This is a genomic window from Thiobaca trueperi, from assembly GCF_004342175.1.
Taxonomy (GTDB): Bacteria; Pseudomonadota; Gammaproteobacteria; order Chromatiales; family Chromatiaceae; genus Thiobaca; species Thiobaca trueperi.
The window spans coordinates 20,716-37,760 of record NZ_SMAO01000009.1 but is presented as its reverse complement, the minus strand read 5'-3'; the positions used below and the strand labels follow the sequence as shown (position 1 = coordinate 37,760).

At 61.9% G+C, this 17,045-nt stretch carries 18 protein-coding genes; 5 read left to right on the top strand and 13 right to left on the bottom strand.

What is annotated here, in order from left to right:
- Positions 1 to 7: 7 nt before the first annotated feature.
- Positions 8 to 1,201: an extracellular catalytic domain type 1 short-chain-length polyhydroxyalkanoate depolymerase gene (locus EDC35_RS15425; RefSeq protein ID WP_132978159.1), complete on the top strand. Its 1,194-nt coding sequence runs from the start codon at positions 8 to 10 to the stop codon at positions 1,199 to 1,201.
- A 42-nt stretch (positions 1,202 to 1,243) separates the two neighbouring features.
- On the opposite strand, the gene EDC35_RS15420 is transcribed toward EDC35_RS15425, so the two are convergent.
- From EDC35_RS15420 to EDC35_RS15405, 4 genes are all read right to left on the bottom strand, one after another.
- The gene (locus EDC35_RS15420; protein ID WP_132978158.1) at positions 1,244 to 1,756 is read right to left on the bottom strand and encodes a hypothetical protein; all 513 of its coding nucleotides are present in this window, start codon (positions 1,754 to 1,756) and stop codon (positions 1,244 to 1,246) included.
- 182 nt (positions 1,757 to 1,938) lie between these two features.
- Entirely contained in the window at positions 1,939 to 2,430 is a 492-nt protein-coding gene (locus EDC35_RS15415; RefSeq protein WP_132978157.1) for an MgtC/SapB family protein, read from the bottom strand.
- Between the two features lie 33 nt (positions 2,431 to 2,463).
- A complete protein-coding gene (locus EDC35_RS15410) occupies positions 2,464 to 3,213 on the bottom strand; it encodes an MBL fold metallo-hydrolase (RefSeq protein ID WP_132978156.1) in 750 nt (249 codons plus the stop codon).
- 72 nt (positions 3,214 to 3,285) lie between these two features.
- Positions 3,286 to 3,546, bottom strand: a complete 261-nt coding sequence (locus EDC35_RS15405) for a hypothetical protein (protein WP_132978155.1) — start codon at positions 3,544 to 3,546, stop codon at positions 3,286 to 3,288.
- A 71-nt stretch (positions 3,547 to 3,617) separates the two neighbouring features.
- Between EDC35_RS15405 and EDC35_RS15400 the strand changes: the two genes are divergently transcribed.
- The 4 genes from EDC35_RS15400 to EDC35_RS15385 all read left to right on the top strand — a co-directional run bounded on the left by EDC35_RS15400 (position 3,618) and on the right by EDC35_RS15385 (position 7,196).
- Positions 3,618 to 4,253: an HPP family protein gene (locus tag EDC35_RS15400; protein ID WP_243651706.1), complete on the top strand. Its 636-nt coding sequence runs from the start codon at positions 3,618 to 3,620 to the stop codon at positions 4,251 to 4,253.
- Positions 4,254 to 4,275: 22 nt separating this feature from the next.
- A complete protein-coding gene (locus EDC35_RS15395; RefSeq protein WP_243651704.1) occupies positions 4,276 to 4,437 on the top strand; it encodes a hypothetical protein in 162 nt (53 codons plus the stop codon).
- 248 nt (positions 4,438 to 4,685) lie between these two features.
- On the top strand, positions 4,686 to 5,864 hold the full coding sequence (locus EDC35_RS15390; RefSeq protein ID WP_132978154.1) for a DesA family fatty acid desaturase: 1,179 nt from the start codon (positions 4,686 to 4,688) through the stop codon (positions 5,862 to 5,864).
- A gap of 159 nt (positions 5,865 to 6,023) precedes the next feature.
- Positions 6,024 to 7,196, top strand: coding sequence for an NnrS family protein (locus EDC35_RS15385; RefSeq protein WP_132978153.1), 1,173 nt, complete (start codon positions 6,024 to 6,026; stop codon positions 7,194 to 7,196).
- A 73-nt stretch (positions 7,197 to 7,269) separates the two neighbouring features.
- On the opposite strand, the gene EDC35_RS18695 is transcribed toward EDC35_RS15385, so the two are convergent.
- The 9 genes from EDC35_RS18695 to EDC35_RS15340 form a co-directional block, all read right to left on the bottom strand.
- Entirely contained in the window at positions 7,270 to 7,683 is a 414-nt protein-coding gene (locus EDC35_RS18695; protein WP_207896271.1) for a methyltransferase domain-containing protein, read from the bottom strand.
- A gap of 602 nt (positions 7,684 to 8,285) precedes the next feature.
- Entirely contained in the window at positions 8,286 to 9,065 is a 780-nt protein-coding gene (locus tag EDC35_RS15375; RefSeq protein WP_165903454.1) for a cytochrome b, read from the bottom strand.
- A 219-nt stretch (positions 9,066 to 9,284) separates the two neighbouring features.
- Entirely contained in the window at positions 9,285 to 10,208 is a 924-nt protein-coding gene (locus tag EDC35_RS15370) for a hypothetical protein (RefSeq protein WP_207896269.1), read from the bottom strand.
- 349 nt (positions 10,209 to 10,557) lie between these two features.
- On the bottom strand, positions 10,558 to 10,725 hold the full coding sequence (locus tag EDC35_RS18600; RefSeq protein WP_165903453.1) for a hypothetical protein: 168 nt from the start codon (positions 10,723 to 10,725) through the stop codon (positions 10,558 to 10,560).
- Positions 10,726 to 11,023: 298 nt separating this feature from the next.
- Positions 11,024 to 11,434 (bottom strand): BON domain-containing protein, encoded by a 411-nt coding sequence (locus tag EDC35_RS15360; RefSeq protein WP_132978150.1) that lies wholly within the window; start codon positions 11,432 to 11,434, stop codon positions 11,024 to 11,026.
- Between the two features lie 148 nt (positions 11,435 to 11,582).
- Positions 11,583 to 13,679: a catalase gene (locus EDC35_RS15355; protein WP_132978149.1), complete on the bottom strand. Its 2,097-nt coding sequence runs from the start codon at positions 13,677 to 13,679 to the stop codon at positions 11,583 to 11,585.
- Positions 13,680 to 13,816: 137 nt separating this feature from the next.
- Positions 13,817 to 14,248: a PRC-barrel domain-containing protein gene (locus EDC35_RS15350; RefSeq protein ID WP_132978148.1), complete on the bottom strand. Its 432-nt coding sequence runs from the start codon at positions 14,246 to 14,248 to the stop codon at positions 13,817 to 13,819.
- A 128-nt stretch (positions 14,249 to 14,376) separates the two neighbouring features.
- A complete protein-coding gene (locus tag EDC35_RS15345; protein WP_132978147.1) occupies positions 14,377 to 14,988 on the bottom strand; it encodes a hemerythrin domain-containing protein in 612 nt (203 codons plus the stop codon).
- 124 nt (positions 14,989 to 15,112) lie between these two features.
- On the bottom strand, positions 15,113 to 16,519 hold the full coding sequence (locus EDC35_RS15340; protein ID WP_243651702.1) for a mechanosensitive ion channel family protein: 1,407 nt from the start codon (positions 16,517 to 16,519) through the stop codon (positions 15,113 to 15,115).
- Between the last annotated feature and the right edge of the window lie 526 nt (positions 16,520 to 17,045).

Below are 17,045 nucleotides of genomic sequence, written 5' to 3'. Positions count from 1 at the left end.
TGAACCCATGATGATGAATGAAACCATGCTGGCTGGAATGCGCGCCGCCATGTCCCGGCTGCAAACAGAGGGGCCAGGCGCCGCGACCGAGACGATTCAGCAAAGGCTGCGGGGTCGGATGCCGGCAGGCACATGGCCCGGCAACGCCGCGACGGCGTACAGGGTGCGCGCCACCGATCCGCCACCGTTTGGCACAGCGGTCAATCCTGGTGGCGTGGTCAACGGGTTTGTGCCGGACTTGCTGGCGAGGCTGGGTATTGACGCGCCGCTGAATGGGCTGCGATTCGAGCGACCGGTTTTCGCGCCGCCGGTCGATGCGCAGGCGGATGGCGATGCGCCTGCGCCGGGACAATTTCTGGCTGGCTCCTTCACCAATCCTGCCGGTACCCGCGCCTACAAGCTCTATGTCCCAACCGCTTATCAGGGGCAGCCACTGCCACTGGTCGTCATGCTGCATGGCTGTATGCAAAATCCGGATGATTTCGCCGTCGGCACCCGGCTGAATGCGATTGCGGAGGAGCAATCCTGTCTAGTGCTCTATCCAGCCCAGTCCCAGTCGGCCAACGGCTCGAAATGCTGGAACTGGTTCAATACGGTTGATCAGCAACGTGGTCAAGGCGAGGCATCCCTGATCGCGGGCATGACCCAGGAGGTCGTCACGACCTATCACATCGATCCGTCGCGGGTTTATATCGCCGGCCTCTCGGCAGGCGGTGCGATGGCTCTCATCATGGGCACGACCTATCCCGAGTTGTACGCGGCGGTCGGCATCCACTCCGGTGTGCCCTATGCCGCAGCGAATGATCTGCCGTCGGCCTTGGCCGCCATGAAAGGCACCGCCACCCTGGACGCCAACGCACGCCAGCAAGCGGTCCCGATCATCGTGTTCCACGGTGACCGCGACACGACCGTGCATCCGCGCAATAGCGATCTCATCATGAGCCAGTCCGTGGCGTCGCCGGCAAGGGCGCAGACGAAGACCGGGCTGGCCGATGACGGTCACCACGCTTATACGCAAAGGGTGCACGAGGATTCCGACGGCAGGATCGTGGCCGAGCACTGGCTGGTGCATGGCGCGGGTCACGCCTGGAGCGGCGGTAGCCAGCGCGGCAGTTTTACCGATGGCAAGGGCCCTGATGCCTCGCAGGAAATGATGCGCTTTTTTGCGATGCACTCGAAGCCGGCGAGCAGGGTGTCATGACGGCAGGTTTTTTCACCAGCCGGGATCAGTCCGGCGCGGGGCCTACTCCAGCTTCTCGTCTTCCTGTTTGGCGAGCGCCATCGCTTCCGGCTCCAATTCTTCCGCACTGCAATTGAAGCGAATGAACACGCCCCAGGCCGCCAGCAGGACCGCCGCGACGAGGCCCACGGAGGCGGCATAGGGTAACTGCTCCGGCGCGTCATGGCCCACGCGGAACACGAGCACCAGCGTTTCGATCGAGAGCGATACCACCAGCACGACCATGAAGCGAGACAGGAACCGCCGCACGCGCGTCGGGGCGCTCATGTGCGCTTCGCGCTGAACCTCTTCCTCCAGGAGGGTTTGACCCAACTCCAGCGCGGCGACGGCGACGGTCAGAAAGGCGATGCTCTCCAACACGCCATTCAGGCGCCGGAGGAGCGACAGGGCGCGGTCCAGTTGCAGGCTGTGCCAGAGTTGCAGGGTCGCGAGCACGATGAGGACGACGGCACAGATCACGAACAGCAGGCTGATGATGAAGTGACCGAGCTGGAAGATCTTGTGCCAGAATTTCATCCTGTGATCGCTGACCTGATAAAGGGTACCGAACCGCCACACCGTGCGACGAATCAGCTCGCATGATGCACTGAGAGTGGCAGCTATTCCGTTCGGTCGCGCACACAGTCTACCGGTTCACCTCTGGACGCTGTCGCACGGACGCATCAGAAAAGGGTTTCGCCGCAGAGGTCGTGCCGAGGCTACCCTCGACGGCTGCTCAACCAACGCTCGACCTTGGGCACCAGCGAGAGGATCAGCAAGGCGAGCAGGGTGCAGAGGATGGCCGATGACTCGCGCCCCAGGCCGGCGGCGAGGCCGATGGCGGCGGTCAGCCAGATGCCGGCGGCCGTGGTCAAACCCCGCACATGCTCTTCATCGGCGCCCTTGATGATTGTTCCCGCCCCCAGAAAGCCGACCCCGGCGATCACGCCCTGGATCACGCGGCTCATCTCCACCTCCGCGATCCCGGCCTGTTGCGGAATGAGCACGAACAGGGCCGCGCCGATGGCGACCAGCATGTGGGTGCGCACCCCTGCCGACTTGCGCTGCTGTTCGCGCTCGTAGCCGAGCAGCCCCCCGAGCAGCGCCGCGATCAGTAGACGCACGGTGATCCGGGCCGCCTCGGCGGCGTTCGGAAGATCGGAGAAATCCGCCACCAGGGTATCGATCACCGCCTGCCACCAATCGCCCATGATCCATCCTCATCCGCTTCGCCAGGACGCGCATCAACCCTGCCGGCTGTCACCCATCTGCCGGCAGTACCGCTGGAGATCCTCCGGCACGTCGGCGGGACAGACGCCGCATTCGCGGTTTCCCGGCACCGCATAGTCGATGAAGGTCGGATAGGCCAGATCCAGCTCGTTCATGAGCGCGACGAAGGCCGCGAGCGAGCGGTCGCCGCCGAGGCGCGGGTTGCGCGCCTTCTCCTGCCCGATGCTCGACACCCGTCGTCCCTCGTAATCATGGGCCGGATACACCAGGGTTTCATCGGGCAGCGAGAACAGCGTTTCGCGCACGCTGCGATAGAGCGTGGGTGCATCGCCATTCTGGAAGTCGGTGCGCCCGCAGCCGTCGATCAGGAGCGCATCGCCGGTCAGGACGCGGTCGCCGACGCGATAGGCGTGATGGCCGTCGGTGTGTCCGGGGGTAAAGAGCGGGTCGATCTGGATGCCGCCGACCGCCAGCGGCACGCCTTCGCGCACCGGCTCGTCGGTACAAGGCAAGGCGTCGATGGCGGGATGCGCGATCCGGCTCCCGGACTCGCGTTTGAGGGTGATCGCCGCCGTGATGTGATCGGCGTGGATGTGGGTGTCGAGTGTGTAGACCAGCCTCAGCCCAAGCTCGGCGATGACCGCGAGATCGCGCTGCCAGGTCGGCAGCACCGGATCGATCAGGATCGCCTCACCGGTCTCCTCGCAGCCGAGCAGATAGGTGTAGGTGCTGGAAATCGGTTCGCACAGTTGTTTGAACAGCATGTCATGCTCCGGTCAGTGTCCCTGTCGTAGCCGCCTGCGATCTGAGTGTCCGCAAGACGCGCTGCTGAATATCTACAGCGTGATCGAAATGGCAGTTTTCATCTGTTCGGTATCGTACCGATCCCGCTCGGCCATATGCGTATTTTTCCCGTCGTTATTGTTCGATTCATTGATTTGGTGAAACGCACGAACCATGGCGAGCCCCCTGGACTTGACCTGCATCAAGGCGTCAAACGCCGTGCGCGCGTCCAATGAACCAACCATTGCAGTACGTATTTCGAAACGCACGCACCCGTTGCGCCGGCTCGGACTGATCCCTTGCAGCACAATCATCGCTCAATGCGGCGGCGATTCCCTCTCACGGTGGTGCGACGGCGAACCCGTCGCCCTGGAGTATCCTGGCCATGACCAAGCACCCGTCCCGCGAGTCGTCGGAGCAGCCGTCCGCGCAGGACGACCTCGCCGAGATCGCGCTCACCGACGATGACATCCTGGAGGCGATGCGCGAGATCCCCGGCTATCTCGACATCACCACGATGGATTTCCGCGCCGTCTACCGTCTGGCCCATCGTCACGCGATCGACCGGCTGTTCAGCGGGATCGCCGCTGTCGCCTGGCTCAATCAGTGGTTCTTCGTCGGGACCGATCTGACGCTCGCCATCGGCTCGCTCGGCGCCTCGGCGGTGCTGGTTTTTGGCGCGGTACGCAGCCCGCTCGCCCAACCGCGCAATCTCATCGGCGGGCATGTGCTCTCGGCGCTGGTGGGTGTAACCTGCTGGCAGTGGCTGGGCGACGAGCCCTGGCTGGCACAGTCGGTCGCAGTCGCCACCGCCATCGCCCTCATGCATCTGACCCGCACCCTGCACCCGCCCGGCGGGGCGACCGCGCTCATCGCCGTCATTGGCTCGGAGCAAGTGCATGCCATGGGCTATCTCTTCGTGCTGCTCCCGGCCACGCTGGGTCCGCTGGTGCTGCTGATCGTAGCGCTGCTGTTCAACAATCTCCCCGCCGCGCGGCGCTATCCCGAGTTCTGGCTGTGATCCCAGCGAACGCGCCCTGGCGGTGATCCGCATCCTCAACCGCATGGCACGTCAGTATCAGACCGCCGTCATCGTGGTGACGCATGACGAGAAGATCATCCCGACCTTCCAGCGCATCTATCACATCCGCGACGGACGCACACACAAGGAGGCTGGGGAGGGACGGGGGTTGGAGTGCGTGTAAAGCTCCGGACGATGGGGGTAGCGTTACAGATTTGTGCGTAGCCCCCGGCAGACTTTTTAAAAACCCCTCGTATCACCAACAGCGCAGTCCTCACCAACAGCGCCAGGAAGAGCAGTCCGAAAACACGAAAGGCATCGCGCGGATGAAGTCCCGCCAGCCGCCACGGCCTCCCATAATGTGCGATACCGTACCGATCCCGGCGGGCGCGGGTGACATGCTATGTCTATCATGACTTGGAGTCCGTTCCTATGCCGCTTGGTCTCATCGATCTCCCCTGGTGGGGGTATGTGCTGGTCATCCTTGGCTTGACCCACGTCACCATCGCCTCCGTCACCATCTTCCTGCACCGGCATCAGGCGCACCACGCCCTGGATCTGCACCCGCTCGCCAGCCATTTCTTCCGCGCCTGGCTGTGGCTCACCACGGGAACCATCACGCGCGAATGGGTCGCCATCCATCGTAAGCATCATGCCAAGTGCGAGACCCCGGATGATCCGCACAGCCCGCAGATCTACGGCCTCAACAAGGTTCTGTTCGACGGGGTCGATCTTTATCGCCGCGAGGCCGCGGTGACGGAGACGCTGGAGCACTACGGGCACGGCGTGCCCAACGATGCGCTCGAACGCCACCTCTATGCGCGGCACAGCCGGCTTGGCATCGCTCTCTTGCTGATCATCGATCTGGTCCTGTTCGGTTCCATCGGGCTTACCGTCTGGGCGGTTCAGATGATGTGGATCCCATTCTTCGCCGCCGGGGTCATCAATGGCCTCGGCCATTACTGGGGCTACCGCCGTTTCGCGCCCAATGACGCCTCCAGGAACATCGTGCCCTGGGGCATCCTGGTCGGCGGCGAGGAGCTACACAACAACCACCATGCCTACGCCACCTCGGCGAAGCTATCGAATGAATGGTGGGAGATCGACATCGGCTGGCTGTATATCCGCCTTCTGGAGTCGCTCGGGCTCGCCAAGGTCCGGCGGGTGGCGCCCAAGTTGCGCTTCGACCCGACCAAGCGGCACTGCGACGCTGGCACTTTGCAGGCCATCGTCACCCATCGCTATGCTGTACTGGCCAGGTTCGCCCGCAGCCTGACGCCAACGGCCCGGCAAGAGGTTCGCCAACGGCAGGTTGCCGCAACCCTCGGGCTACGCGAGAAGAGGACACTGCGAGCGATCCAAAACGGGCTGCAGCGGGGCGCTGAGAATCTGCCCGAGACAGAGCGCGTCATCCTGGAGCAGGCGCTCGCGGCCAGCCCGCTCCTGACCACCTTCTACGCGATGCGCCAGGAGCTGGTCGCCCTATGGAGCCGCTCCAACGCCACGCGCGAACAGTTGGTCGAGCAGTTGGAAAGCTGGCTCCAGCAAGCCGAGACGAGCGGCGTCATCGCCCTGCAGCAATTCTCCAAGAGACTCTGCGGCTACGGTTGATCCTCCTATCGGCCAGGGCGCACGCCCGGTAGTCGCGCACCAGATCTTCCCGCGCGGCGGGCCGCACCGCGCCGCTTGACCGGCATCAAGGCCGGCAGGCGGCGCGGTCGCTAGCCTGCGCTCAAGCTTCGCTTCAACCGCCAACCGGCCCAGATCCGCATGACCCTCACCGCCCGTCTCAACGCCATTCCCGTCCTCGCGCTCGGATTCCGTCCCTTCTTTCTTGCCGCCGGTCTGTCGGCGATCCTCTCCGTCGCTGTCTGGCTGGCGATCCTGAGCGGTCTCTGGCCCCAGCCGGGCCATCTCGCTGGCACCGTCTGGCATGCGCACGAGATGCTGTTCGGGTATCTCGGCGCCGTGATCGCCGGCTTCCTGCTCACCGCCGCGCGTAACTGGACCGGAATGCCGACCGCGACCGGCGCCCGGCTGGCCGCACTGGTCGGCCTCTGGCTGGCCGGTCGGCTCGCGCCCTGGCTCGGGCTGCCGTCGCTGCTGGTCGTCCTGCTCGATCTTGCCTTCTTTCCGGCGCTGGCGCTCGCACTCTGGCGCCCGCTCTGGCAGGATCCCAATCCGTTCAACCGGGTCTTTCTGCTGGTCTTCGCCGGTATGACAGCGGCCAGCGCGATGGTCCATCTGGATGCGCTCGGCCTGCTCGTCGGCGGCGCCACGCGCGGTCATCGTCTGATGCTGGATCTGGTGGTGCTGGTGATACTGATGGTCTCCGGGCGGGTCATGCCCTTCTTCATCAAGAGCGTCCTCCCCAACGCGCGGCCCCGGGCGTTTCCGCTCCTGGAGCCACTGCTCTTTGTCGCCGCCGCCGGGCTCCTGATCAGCGATTTCGTCCAGCCGTTCGGTCAACTCGCGGGTGGCCTGGCGCTGACCCTGGGTCTGCTGCAACTGGCGCGGCTGATCGGCTGGCACGACCGGCGGATCTGGACCACGCCCATGCTGTCCGTACTCTACGCCGGTCTGCTCTGGCTCGCGCTCGGTCTGATCCTGGACGGGCTGCCGGCCTTCACCGGCATGACGCCGCGCGCGGCCCTGCACGCCCTGACCGTGGGCGCGATCGGGGTGGTGACACTGGGCATGATGGCGCGGGTGGCGGTGGGTCATACGGGACGGACGATGCAGGCGGCGCCTTTGACGCTGCTTGCCTTCGTCCTCATCAATCTCGCGGCGGTGCTGCGCGGACTCGCGCCGCTGCTCGCCCCCGCCGGTTATCAGACCTGGCTGATGGCCGGCGGGCTGTGCTGGATCCTGGCCTTCGGGCTCTTTCTCTGGGTGCATGCCCCCATGCTATCGAGCGCGCGACCGGATGGCGGGCCGGGTTGAGCATGCCCCCGTGGCCCAGCTCGTCCCGTTGTCCATCAATCCGTATTTGAGGTCGCCTGCAACCTGAGTGTCTCTACGCCTCCAGGGGGCGCTCCAGAACGACGCGGAAGGCGTCGGCGCGGCGACTGAGAAAGGCTTGGGCCGAGCCCCAGAGATAGAGCCGGAAACGACGGTAGAGCGTCTCACCCCAGCGGGCGATGAAGCTGGGCTTGTCATACTTGTTCCGGGTCGCGCGGGCGTCGAGATAGAGGCGTCCGCCCGGTTTCAGTAGTCGCTGGATCTGCCGCAGCACTGCCGGATAATCGGGAAGATGTTCCATCACGACGATCTTCACGGCCGGCTCGTCATCGCCAAAGCGATAGGTCCGACCTCCCCACAGGCGAATTTCCAACGGGATCTTGACCTGATCGCCGAAGACACGCTTCTGAATCAGCCGAGAAAGTCGGTCGGGCGCTGAAGCCCCGACAACGGTCGCCAATTGGCTCATCGATAAGTACCTCCGCATGCGCGTGTTAGGACTCACCTGACACCTGTGGTCAAACGCAGACCTTGCCTCAGTCGCCAGGCGTGCTTCGTCAAAGCATCATTCATTGACAGCCTGATCGAAACAGTTATTGCCGTCCGGTCGCTATCGTACAAAGAAAGAATTCTGCCACCTCAATGGGCCGGACCCGACCGGAGGCGACGGCGAGTCACTCGGCGCTCCTTTCGACCGACTTGGTCCAAATCAGGGAAGGGGGCCGGGCGGGATATCCTCGAAGCTGTCACCGTTGGCGGCGATCGCGAACTGCCCGCCGTCCTTGGGGTCAGGGCTGAGATAGCCGACACCGAGTCAGCCCGTGGCCAGGAGTGCGGGAACCGTTGAATCGACAGAGCCCCGGTCCAGGAACTCTTTGCTCAAGGTGTAGGCGCGCACGACGATGGTGTCCCCGGCTTCACCCGGGAGGTGGAGCGCAGCACGGAGGTCGCAAGCCGAACCGACAGTATGTGGAACATGGCCATCTCCTCCGCAATTGACGACAACAGATACGCGAGCGTGCCACCGGTCACATGATCTGGACTCGGTGGCACAGAACAACCGGTCTCGTGTTAGCTGTCTTTCTGAATATTCCCATGAAGATCGCCAACGCCCGCCTGGACCTTGCCAGCTTTCTTCTGATTATTTCCTTTTCGCTCTAATTCCTGATTGCCGATAGCCTGACCGGCTGATTCATTCATGTTACCTTTTTCGCTCGTCTCCTCGAATCGGGAGTGCTCGCTGTTCTCTCGGTTCAAAAACGGCACCATTCTTTCCATCACGCCATCTCTGAGTGACCAGGCATGACGCAATGCCGCAAAAATATGCATGGACAGAAGCAAGACGAGCGCCATCGCGCCGAGGAAATGCATGCCCTTCAATGAGTATTGGAGGATTTCATTCTCACCGATCAGGGCGGGAAGCTGAGCGTTGAAGAAAGGAACCGGATGGCCATGCGAACTCACGAGAAAATAGCCGACGATGGGCATGGCGATGAGCAGCCCATAGAGACCATAGTGCGTGGCATGTGCCAGCGCCTTTTCACTGGGCGTCAGCGTATCGGGCAGCTTGGGGACGGCGTGCTTGCGACGCCAATATAGCCGATAGAGCATCAATACAAGAATCACGAATCCGATTCCGGCGTGAATCGGCAGCGTCTTTTCCCATTGCGGGTCGTCCGGAGTCATGCGCCAGAGATTGAATCCAATATTGAGCTGGATCACTACCGCCAGAACAACTACCCAATGCAGTGTCTGCTGAACAATGCCCCATTGGCTTTCAGTATTTTCAACCTGCATGTCATCATCTCCTCTTTGCGGATTTAGCATCAGCCCCGACAGGGCATCTTTCAAGTCAAAGATCGGGTACGAATGAATAAGGGCTCTGACCCCTTTTGGCCGTGACGGCATTAGGCCGTGACCGAACTAACGCATGAAGATTGCGATCAGGATGATGATCGGAATCGGTATGCCGAGAAAGAACAGAAGGATGGATCGCATGCTGACCTCCAGTTAAAACCATGCAACAGGCGCGGCGGTTGCGCGCCGCGGCTGGAAAGGTTGCACCAATGCTTACTCGTCACGCTGACGGCCGCCGTAGATCGCGAGCAGACTGGCGAGGAACGCGCCAGACAGCAGCGAGATGAACAGCCAGATGGTTGCGGTGGCAGCCGCCTTGCGGGCCTGCTCTGCCAAGACGCGTGCATTCGTCTCCAATTCCTTGGTCTGGTTCTGGAGTTGAGCAAAGGTATCCGCCACGCGAGTCTGTGCATCGTCCTGGGTCAGGCCCGTCTGCTCGGCCACCGTTGCTCCAACATAGCGGACATCCACCGCCGGCAAGCTGCCCTGGAGCAGGCCCTTGGTAAAGACGCGAGAAATTTCTGCGGTCACCGCAGCACTCGGTGTATAGCGCTGCCCGTCTGTGGTGTTGGTCCGGTAGAGTGCATCAATGTAATAGGCCAGCGGGTCGCTTGTGCCCCCGCCGTTCGCACGTACTCCCGTCAATTCGGCCCCTGGCGCGGCGTCGACAACCTCTGCGCCTGCCTTTATCCCGTTATTGACCACAGACCCGATCATGGTGGTCAGGACGGCGGCGGTGACCAGAGCCGATACGGCCCAGGCGAGAAAGCCGTGGGCGGTATCGCGGAACCAGACCTCATCTCTCGGCACGCCATACCAGCGGGTGCGAAAGCGCCCGGCAATATAGCCGCCCATGCCCGAGGCGGCGATCGTGCTGAAGACCAGCCAGGCGATGGTGGCGACACCAACGGTGCCAGCCGTCATATCCCCGTTCAGCCAGAGCGGGATGGAAGACAGGCCAAGGCCAGCCCCCAGGATCATCAGGATCATCCACAGCGAAGCGGCCGTCGCAGCGCCTGCGAAGACAGCGCCCCAGGCCACGGCACTGAGATTGGACTGATCCTGATCCGCACGCACATCGGCAATGAGCGGGGCGTCTGGGATTTCGTTAGTGGAAAGTGGATGGACATAAGACATGTGTTATTACCGGTAAGTGGTGGGAAGTTGCACCATGCGCCGATGGTGGTGATCGTTCTGTACGGTAGCCCACAGGCACCTGGCCTTTTTCATTGGGCGGGCCTGGCAAGGCCATGTGTTCGACGGGCTGATCGAAGAAGGCAGATCCTTGGCGCGCATCCTCTTCGAGGTTGGCGTCAGGCGCGTTGGTTGATGCCCGACTGGAGGCGGGGCTTCGAGAGTGCCGTTCTCGCGGGAGAACGCGACCTCAATGGAGCGGTCCAGGAGTTCCTGCGGGATTCAGTTCAAGGCAGAGCGGGTCGTGCGCCGGTGCGCCGAGGCACACCGGGTTCGATCGCTGTCATGACGGTCACGGCTCCGCCTGCTCGCTCAGGATGTAGACGCTGACCCCGGACGCGAGCAGCCACCAGAACACCATCCAGATCCAGGCGTTGGTCACGAGCGCTTCGACACCGTAGGTCGCGCCGGTCAAGATCAGGAAGAGGGTTGCCGTGATCAGACTTAAGATGAGAGGCATGATGAGTGTTTCCTTTTAAATCGCGCCCAGTACGGTATGCGATGTTTTTGGGTTGAACCGACCTTGGTCGCATCGACGACTGTCGACGCTGGTGCGATTTAAAGCATTAAAAAATAATGTCTAAACCGTGTCTCCACTGAGGTCGGTGATATCCCAAAGCTAAACACAAACTGAAAATTACACATATCGCTCTGGATGCGGTTTAGACGCGGTTTAGCGTCCGTCCGGGGAGTGCCCAGCCAACTCAGAACCCTGCCGTTTCTGCCTGGGTTCGTGCTCCAGGCAGAACGACCTGATGTTACTTGGCGCCCTTGACGACCAGCGCGCTGGTGACCGATTTCACGTGTTTGACGCCCTCCGCGACTTCTTTGGCCCGGTCGATGCTTTGCTGTGAATCCACCTCGCCACTGAGGTAGACCACCCCATCCGTGGTGGTCACATGGATCTGCAAGACTTTCAGCATTGGATCACCCAGGATCTCGGCCTTGACCTTGGTGGTGATCGCGGAGTCGTCCATATAGCTTCCGGTTTTTTCGGTCCGTTCGCCGGCCGATTCCTTGGCCTCGTCCATTGTCGTTCCCGTCTTTTCAACCGTCTGATCGATTGATTTCCCTGCATCCTCGGCGGTTGCCGCCTGTGCGAATCCAGCCATTGCCAACATCAAGGCTGGGAAGGCGACGATCGCAAGCCGTTTGTGAAATAGAGTCATCTTCAATCTCCTGTGGTGTTGCGTGTTTGACCATCAGAAAGTCCCGATCATGATGGGCAATCGATGGTCGATGATGGGCTTTACCCAGTCTTTGACGTTCCCCATGAAAGGCTTCCAGTGACCTCGCACTGGCGGCCTGTTCATCCCTTCAAGCCAGGGTCCGCACCCTTTTCTCGCGCTCCCACTGGCGGGTCTTGGCCGCCGCGAGAAAGGCGGCGACGTCATCGCCGGCGACCACGCCCGCATCGGGTCGAAGGCCAGCGGTCTGCAGGAGCGTCTGCCCGCCGCGATCGAGCGCCAATGCCTTGAGGTGCCCGAATGCGTCGCGCACGAAATCGATGGCCGCCGACTCACTCGACAGCCGTCGGGCGCCCTCCTCCGAGAGCAAGATCGCCACGGCGTCGAACAGTACCGAGGGCGTCCCCGCAAGCTGACCGTCGACCGCCAGCAGTACGCCATCGGCAAGCCTGGCGGCGCCGACCTTGGGCGCGACGATCTTGACGCTCGCGCCGGCCCCGAGCACGGCGGCTCTCAACGCCTCGACCGTGCCGCCGTCGGAGCCATCCGCCACCAGGATGCCGATCACTCGTCCGGCGAGGGTGTCCTTCATCTTGCCGATGATCCGTAACGCGGGCGAAGGCGGAAGATCCTGCACCGGCCGCGCCGCCGTCGGGGCACCTGGAAGTGAATCGAGCCCCAGTCCGTCGGCCACGCGCCGGGCCAGGTCCTCATCGATGTGGCGCAAGTGGCCGACCATCGCCTGCGGTATGTGCGCGTGCTCCACCTTCGACAGCTCGAAGACCAGCGCCGAGGCGATGTGGGCCTGCTCATGGTCGGTCTGGCTGCGGTAGAACTGGCGCGCCTGGCTGTAGTGGTCGGCGAAGCGTTCAGCACGGATCCGGCCCTTGTCGCCGCTCTCGGGTAGCGCCGCAGTGCGAAAGCCGACGTCGGGTGACTCGCGCGGCGAGTCCGGCGCCAGCGAACTGGGTTCGTAGGCGACCCGCCCTTGGGGCCGCGCCATCTGCATGTGGCCGTCGCGCTGCTGATTGGCGAAGGGGCATTGAGGCGCGTTGACCGGAATCTGGTGGAAGTTGGGCGAACCCAGGCGCGAGAGTTGGGTGTCCAGGTACGAGAACAGGCGGCCCTGCAGCAAGGGATCGTTCGAGAAATCGATGCCGGACACGATATGCGAGGGGCAGAACGCGACCTGCTCGGTGTCGGCGAAGAAGTTGTCTGGCCAGCGATCCAGCACCAGACGCCCGATCACCTGTAGCGGCACCAGTTCTTCCGGAATCAGTTTGGTCGCGTCCAGATGGTCGAAGGGAAAGCCATCGGCTTCTTCCTGGGTGAATAACTGCACGGCGAACTCCCATTCCGCCGGGCGACCGCTGGTCAGGGATTCGAACAGGTCGCGGCGGTGAAAGTCCGGATCGGCACCGGCGATCTTGACGGCCTCGTCCCAGAGCGTCGATTGCAGGCCGAGCGCGGGGCGCCAGTGGAACTTCACGAAGGTCGACTCGCCGGACGCGTTGATCAGGCGGAAGCTGTGGATACCGAAGCCCTCGATCATGCGCAGCGAACGCGGCAGCGTGCGGTCGGACATGATCCACATCACCATGTGCATGGCTTTGGGGGTCAGGGAGATGTAGTCCCAGAAGGTATCGTGGGCGGACGCCGCTTGCGGAAAGGCGCGGTCGGGTTCCATCTTGACGGCATGGATGAGGTCCGGAAACTTGATCGCATCCTGGATGAAGAACACCGGGATGTTGTTGCCGACCAGATCCCAATTGCCTTGCTGGGTGTAGAACTTGATGGCGAAGCCGCGCACGTCGCGCGGGGTATCCGACGAGCCGGAGCCGCCGGCCACGGTCGAGATGCGTGCGAATAGGGGTGTTTTCGTCCCGACTTCGGTCAGTACCTGGGCCGTCGTGTAGGGCGCGAGCGACTGGGTCAACTCGAAGTAGCCGTGTGCCCCAGTGCCGCGCGCATGCACGATGCGCTCGGGGATGCGCTCATGATCGAAGTGGGTGATCTTCTCGCGCAGGATGAAGTCTTCCAGCAACGCTGGGCCACGCGGGTTGGCCCGGAGCGAATTCTGGTTGTCGGAAACGGGCAAACCCTGGTTGGTCGTCAGTGGCGGGTGGTCGCCCTGCACCGGCTGATGCAGCTCACCGCCGGCGCCCACCGGGTGCGCGCCCTGGTGCGCTGGCTCCGCCGAATCGTTTGTTGACATTGGCTTACTCATGTTCGGACTCCTGGAGGTGTCACCGGGATCGCCGTCATTCAGCCGTCAGCGACGCTGCGCAGCGAATGCAGCGAAGGGCCCATAGCAGCCTCATCCAAGGCGAGCCAGCGCCTGGATGAGGCCGTGGCAAACCCGCGTTAGTGACGCGGTGCGTCCACAACGGTTTCCGTACCGTAATAGGCGTGAATGTCCTTCTCCCACGTCGGATCGCCCATGTCGGGCCACTGGTCCTTGTCAAATCCCGGGGCGTTTTCCAGACGTTCCTTTTCCACATTGAGCACGAAGCGCTTGTTCTCGGTATCGAGTGTCAAGGCGGTCCAGGGCACCGCGAAGAGTTTCTCTCCCATACTGAGAAAACCACCGAAGGACAGGACCGCATAAGCGACCGTACCGCTGCGCATGTCCAACATGATCTCTTTGATATCACCAAGCTTTTCGTCGCTTTGGTTATAGACATCATTGCCTACAAGGGTATCGACCCCCATCAGCTCGGGGCCAGGTCCAGCACTGGCTCCTGCATGGGATTCGCCCTTGTACATGCCATAGGTATCGCGTTCGGTGTAGTTCATGTTGGTCTCCAACAAAACATCATTTGAATGAGAAAAAGGCACATCGTTGAATTCATCAACACCCGCTGACAACCGCCAGCAGATGTGCCTCCTTAAGTCGCGGGAGAGCAACTTTTAATCATGACGCGTTACGCTCGGCGGGAGCGTTCCGCGACAAGCTCTTCTTTACGCGACGCCATCTGGGCGCCAATTTCCATCATGTCCAGCTTCGTGGCCGCCGCCCTGGGAAACATGGCATCCTGCTGTTCCTTGACATGATGTTTCACATACTCGGACAGCAGCCTGATCCTCGCGTCGAAGTGGTCGCCATCCCGCTTCAGTCCCTTCACGTCCGCGATCAAATCTTTGAGCGTGGCATGCTCGCTGATCGCCCTCGGCACCAGTCGCTTATCCTTGAGGATCTCATTCAAGGCTGGGTAGAAGATTTCCTCTTCGACCTGCGCATGAATCGTGAGATCCGCGCAGATCAGGACCACCAGGCTATTTTTCCTGGACTGGACGTATATTTTCTCGTATTCGTCAAAACGATCACTGACGATCTTGTGGTCACGGTGCAATAGAGCGATTGCTTCCTGAGCTTTGGGCGCGGTCGTGGACTTCGTCGATGTCGGATCATCGCCAGTAACTGCGTGGTTCTTGCCTGCATTCTTCTGGGTAGATCCTGTTTGCTCAGGCGACTGATTGCCGACGACCTTGCCTTTGACTTCTTCGATGCGGCCTTCGATTCGTTCTTTAGGCATGAGTGTTTTCAATGATTGTGGTGAGTCGTGACCTGAATATGGAACGATATATTCCATGTCATAGTGGCCTTGTCATCGTGGGTACTCTACAGCCCAGGATCAGCCCGCTCGGTGCGGCAGCACACTATGGTCTTTTTTCTTTCGTGTGTTTCTCGGAAATCGCCGTATCGGAAGCCACCGGCAAGAGGTTTTCCCCTTCCTTCAAGGGTCTTGATTCCCGTGCCTGCTCCTCGATGACGATCGATTCGCTGTACAGACCGGCTTCCGCTTTTGTCGATACGACTTCCATCTCAGCGTGCCGCGATTCGGCGGTGAACCGCTGCTTTGCTGGTGCGGGATCCTGCGCCTCCGTCGATGTCTGGTGGAGCAAGGTGACGGGGATGCCTTGCGGGAAGACCACCTCGCGGGCCTCGTCGGGCATGGAGACGCCGTGGCTCTGAAAGGCGCGCTTCACCAGTCGGATGACCGAAGACCGCACCTTCTGCCAGCTATGCTCGCGCCCGTTCAGCCAAAAGTAGACGCGCAGGCTAACGGTTGCATTGCCGAGGCCGTCCACCAGGACCGAGGGCTCCGGATCCTTCAGGACAGCCGGATGGTCCGCCAGCACCTTGCGTGCAATCTCCTGAGCCTCGGCGATCGCATCGTCGTAGCCGATGCCGACCATAAAGTCCGCGCGCCGGTTGGGACTCGTCGTGAAGTTGCTGACGATGGTCTTGTAAACGGTGGCGTTTGGGATCTGCGCAAGATTGCCATCGAGGGTCATCAGGATGGTGGTGCGCATGTTGAGCTGCTGCACATATCCGGTCACGCCGGAGATCTCGACCAGGTCGCCGGTCTCGAAAGGCTGCTGGATGCTCAGGAAGATGCTGGACAGGAAATTCTCGGTGATGTCGCGGAAGGCGATACCCAGGATCAGGCCGATCAGGCCGGTGCCTCCGACCAGCGTCAGGGCCAGTTGCGTCAGGCCCGAGACCCGCAGAATCAGATAGACGCCACAGAGGACAACGAACCCACCTGCCGCGCGCGCGATCACGTTTTGCAACAGTTTCGTCTGAATCCTTTGACGGAGCAGGGCGCGGACGACCCGTGTCGCCAACAGCGCAGTCCCCACCGACAGGGCCAGGATGAACAATCCGAAAAGCACGAAAGGCATGGCGCGGATGAAGTCGCGCCAGAGCGCTGAGATCCCGCTGGACGCCTGGCGAAAATCCCAGACCGAGGGTTCCGAGACATCAAGCCGGTTGGCAACGGCGACAACATCCTGAGTATTGCGTGCCAGATCGCCAGCCCATTTTTTCAGCTCATCGGACTCCACCTGACCATTGAGAAAGACGACGCCTTCCGCGACCCTGACCTGCGGGTCGGTGAACCAGTCGGTCACGGTTAACACGGTTTGGAGCCTCTGGCGAATCTCTTCGTCTTGCGCGACGGGTGTGACATCAACCTTGTCGGCGACCGGGGAAAGCTCCTCTCTGGTCGGGGCGATCGGTTCCTGCGGCGCGCCTCCCCGGTCCTCCGGTTCCTGCGCCATGACCGAGTCGATGACCGCGCAGCACATGTATCCGAGCAAGACCGCCCAAACACATGGTCTGACATTACGGCAGAGCCATGGTCGCATTTACACCCCCCTCTGATGGGCTGGAAGCCCGTACCTTCGGAAGCCCGACGGATTGCCGTGCGTGCGAGTGATGACGATCATCCGAGCCTGAATGGTGAGTCTATTCGAGGCCGGCCCAACCAACGCCCGACTCTGGGCACCAGCGAGAGGATCAGCAAAGTGAGCAGAGTGCAGAGGATGGCTGATGACTCGCGCCCCAGCCCGGCGGTCATGCCTGATCGTCTGCGCAACGATGCGCAAACCCGGCGCGGGCGCGACAGCCGAACCGCAACGCGGTGTAACATACAGTTTGCATCCTGCACCGAAAGCGGCCTTCCTTCCGTTCGGTCGCGCACACAAGCCACCACTTGACCGCCTGCTCCCTGACCAAGACTGACAGCGTTTGGTCAGGCTTGACCGTTTAGAGTGGCGGTCAACTCGCGATCCTACATCCGACGCC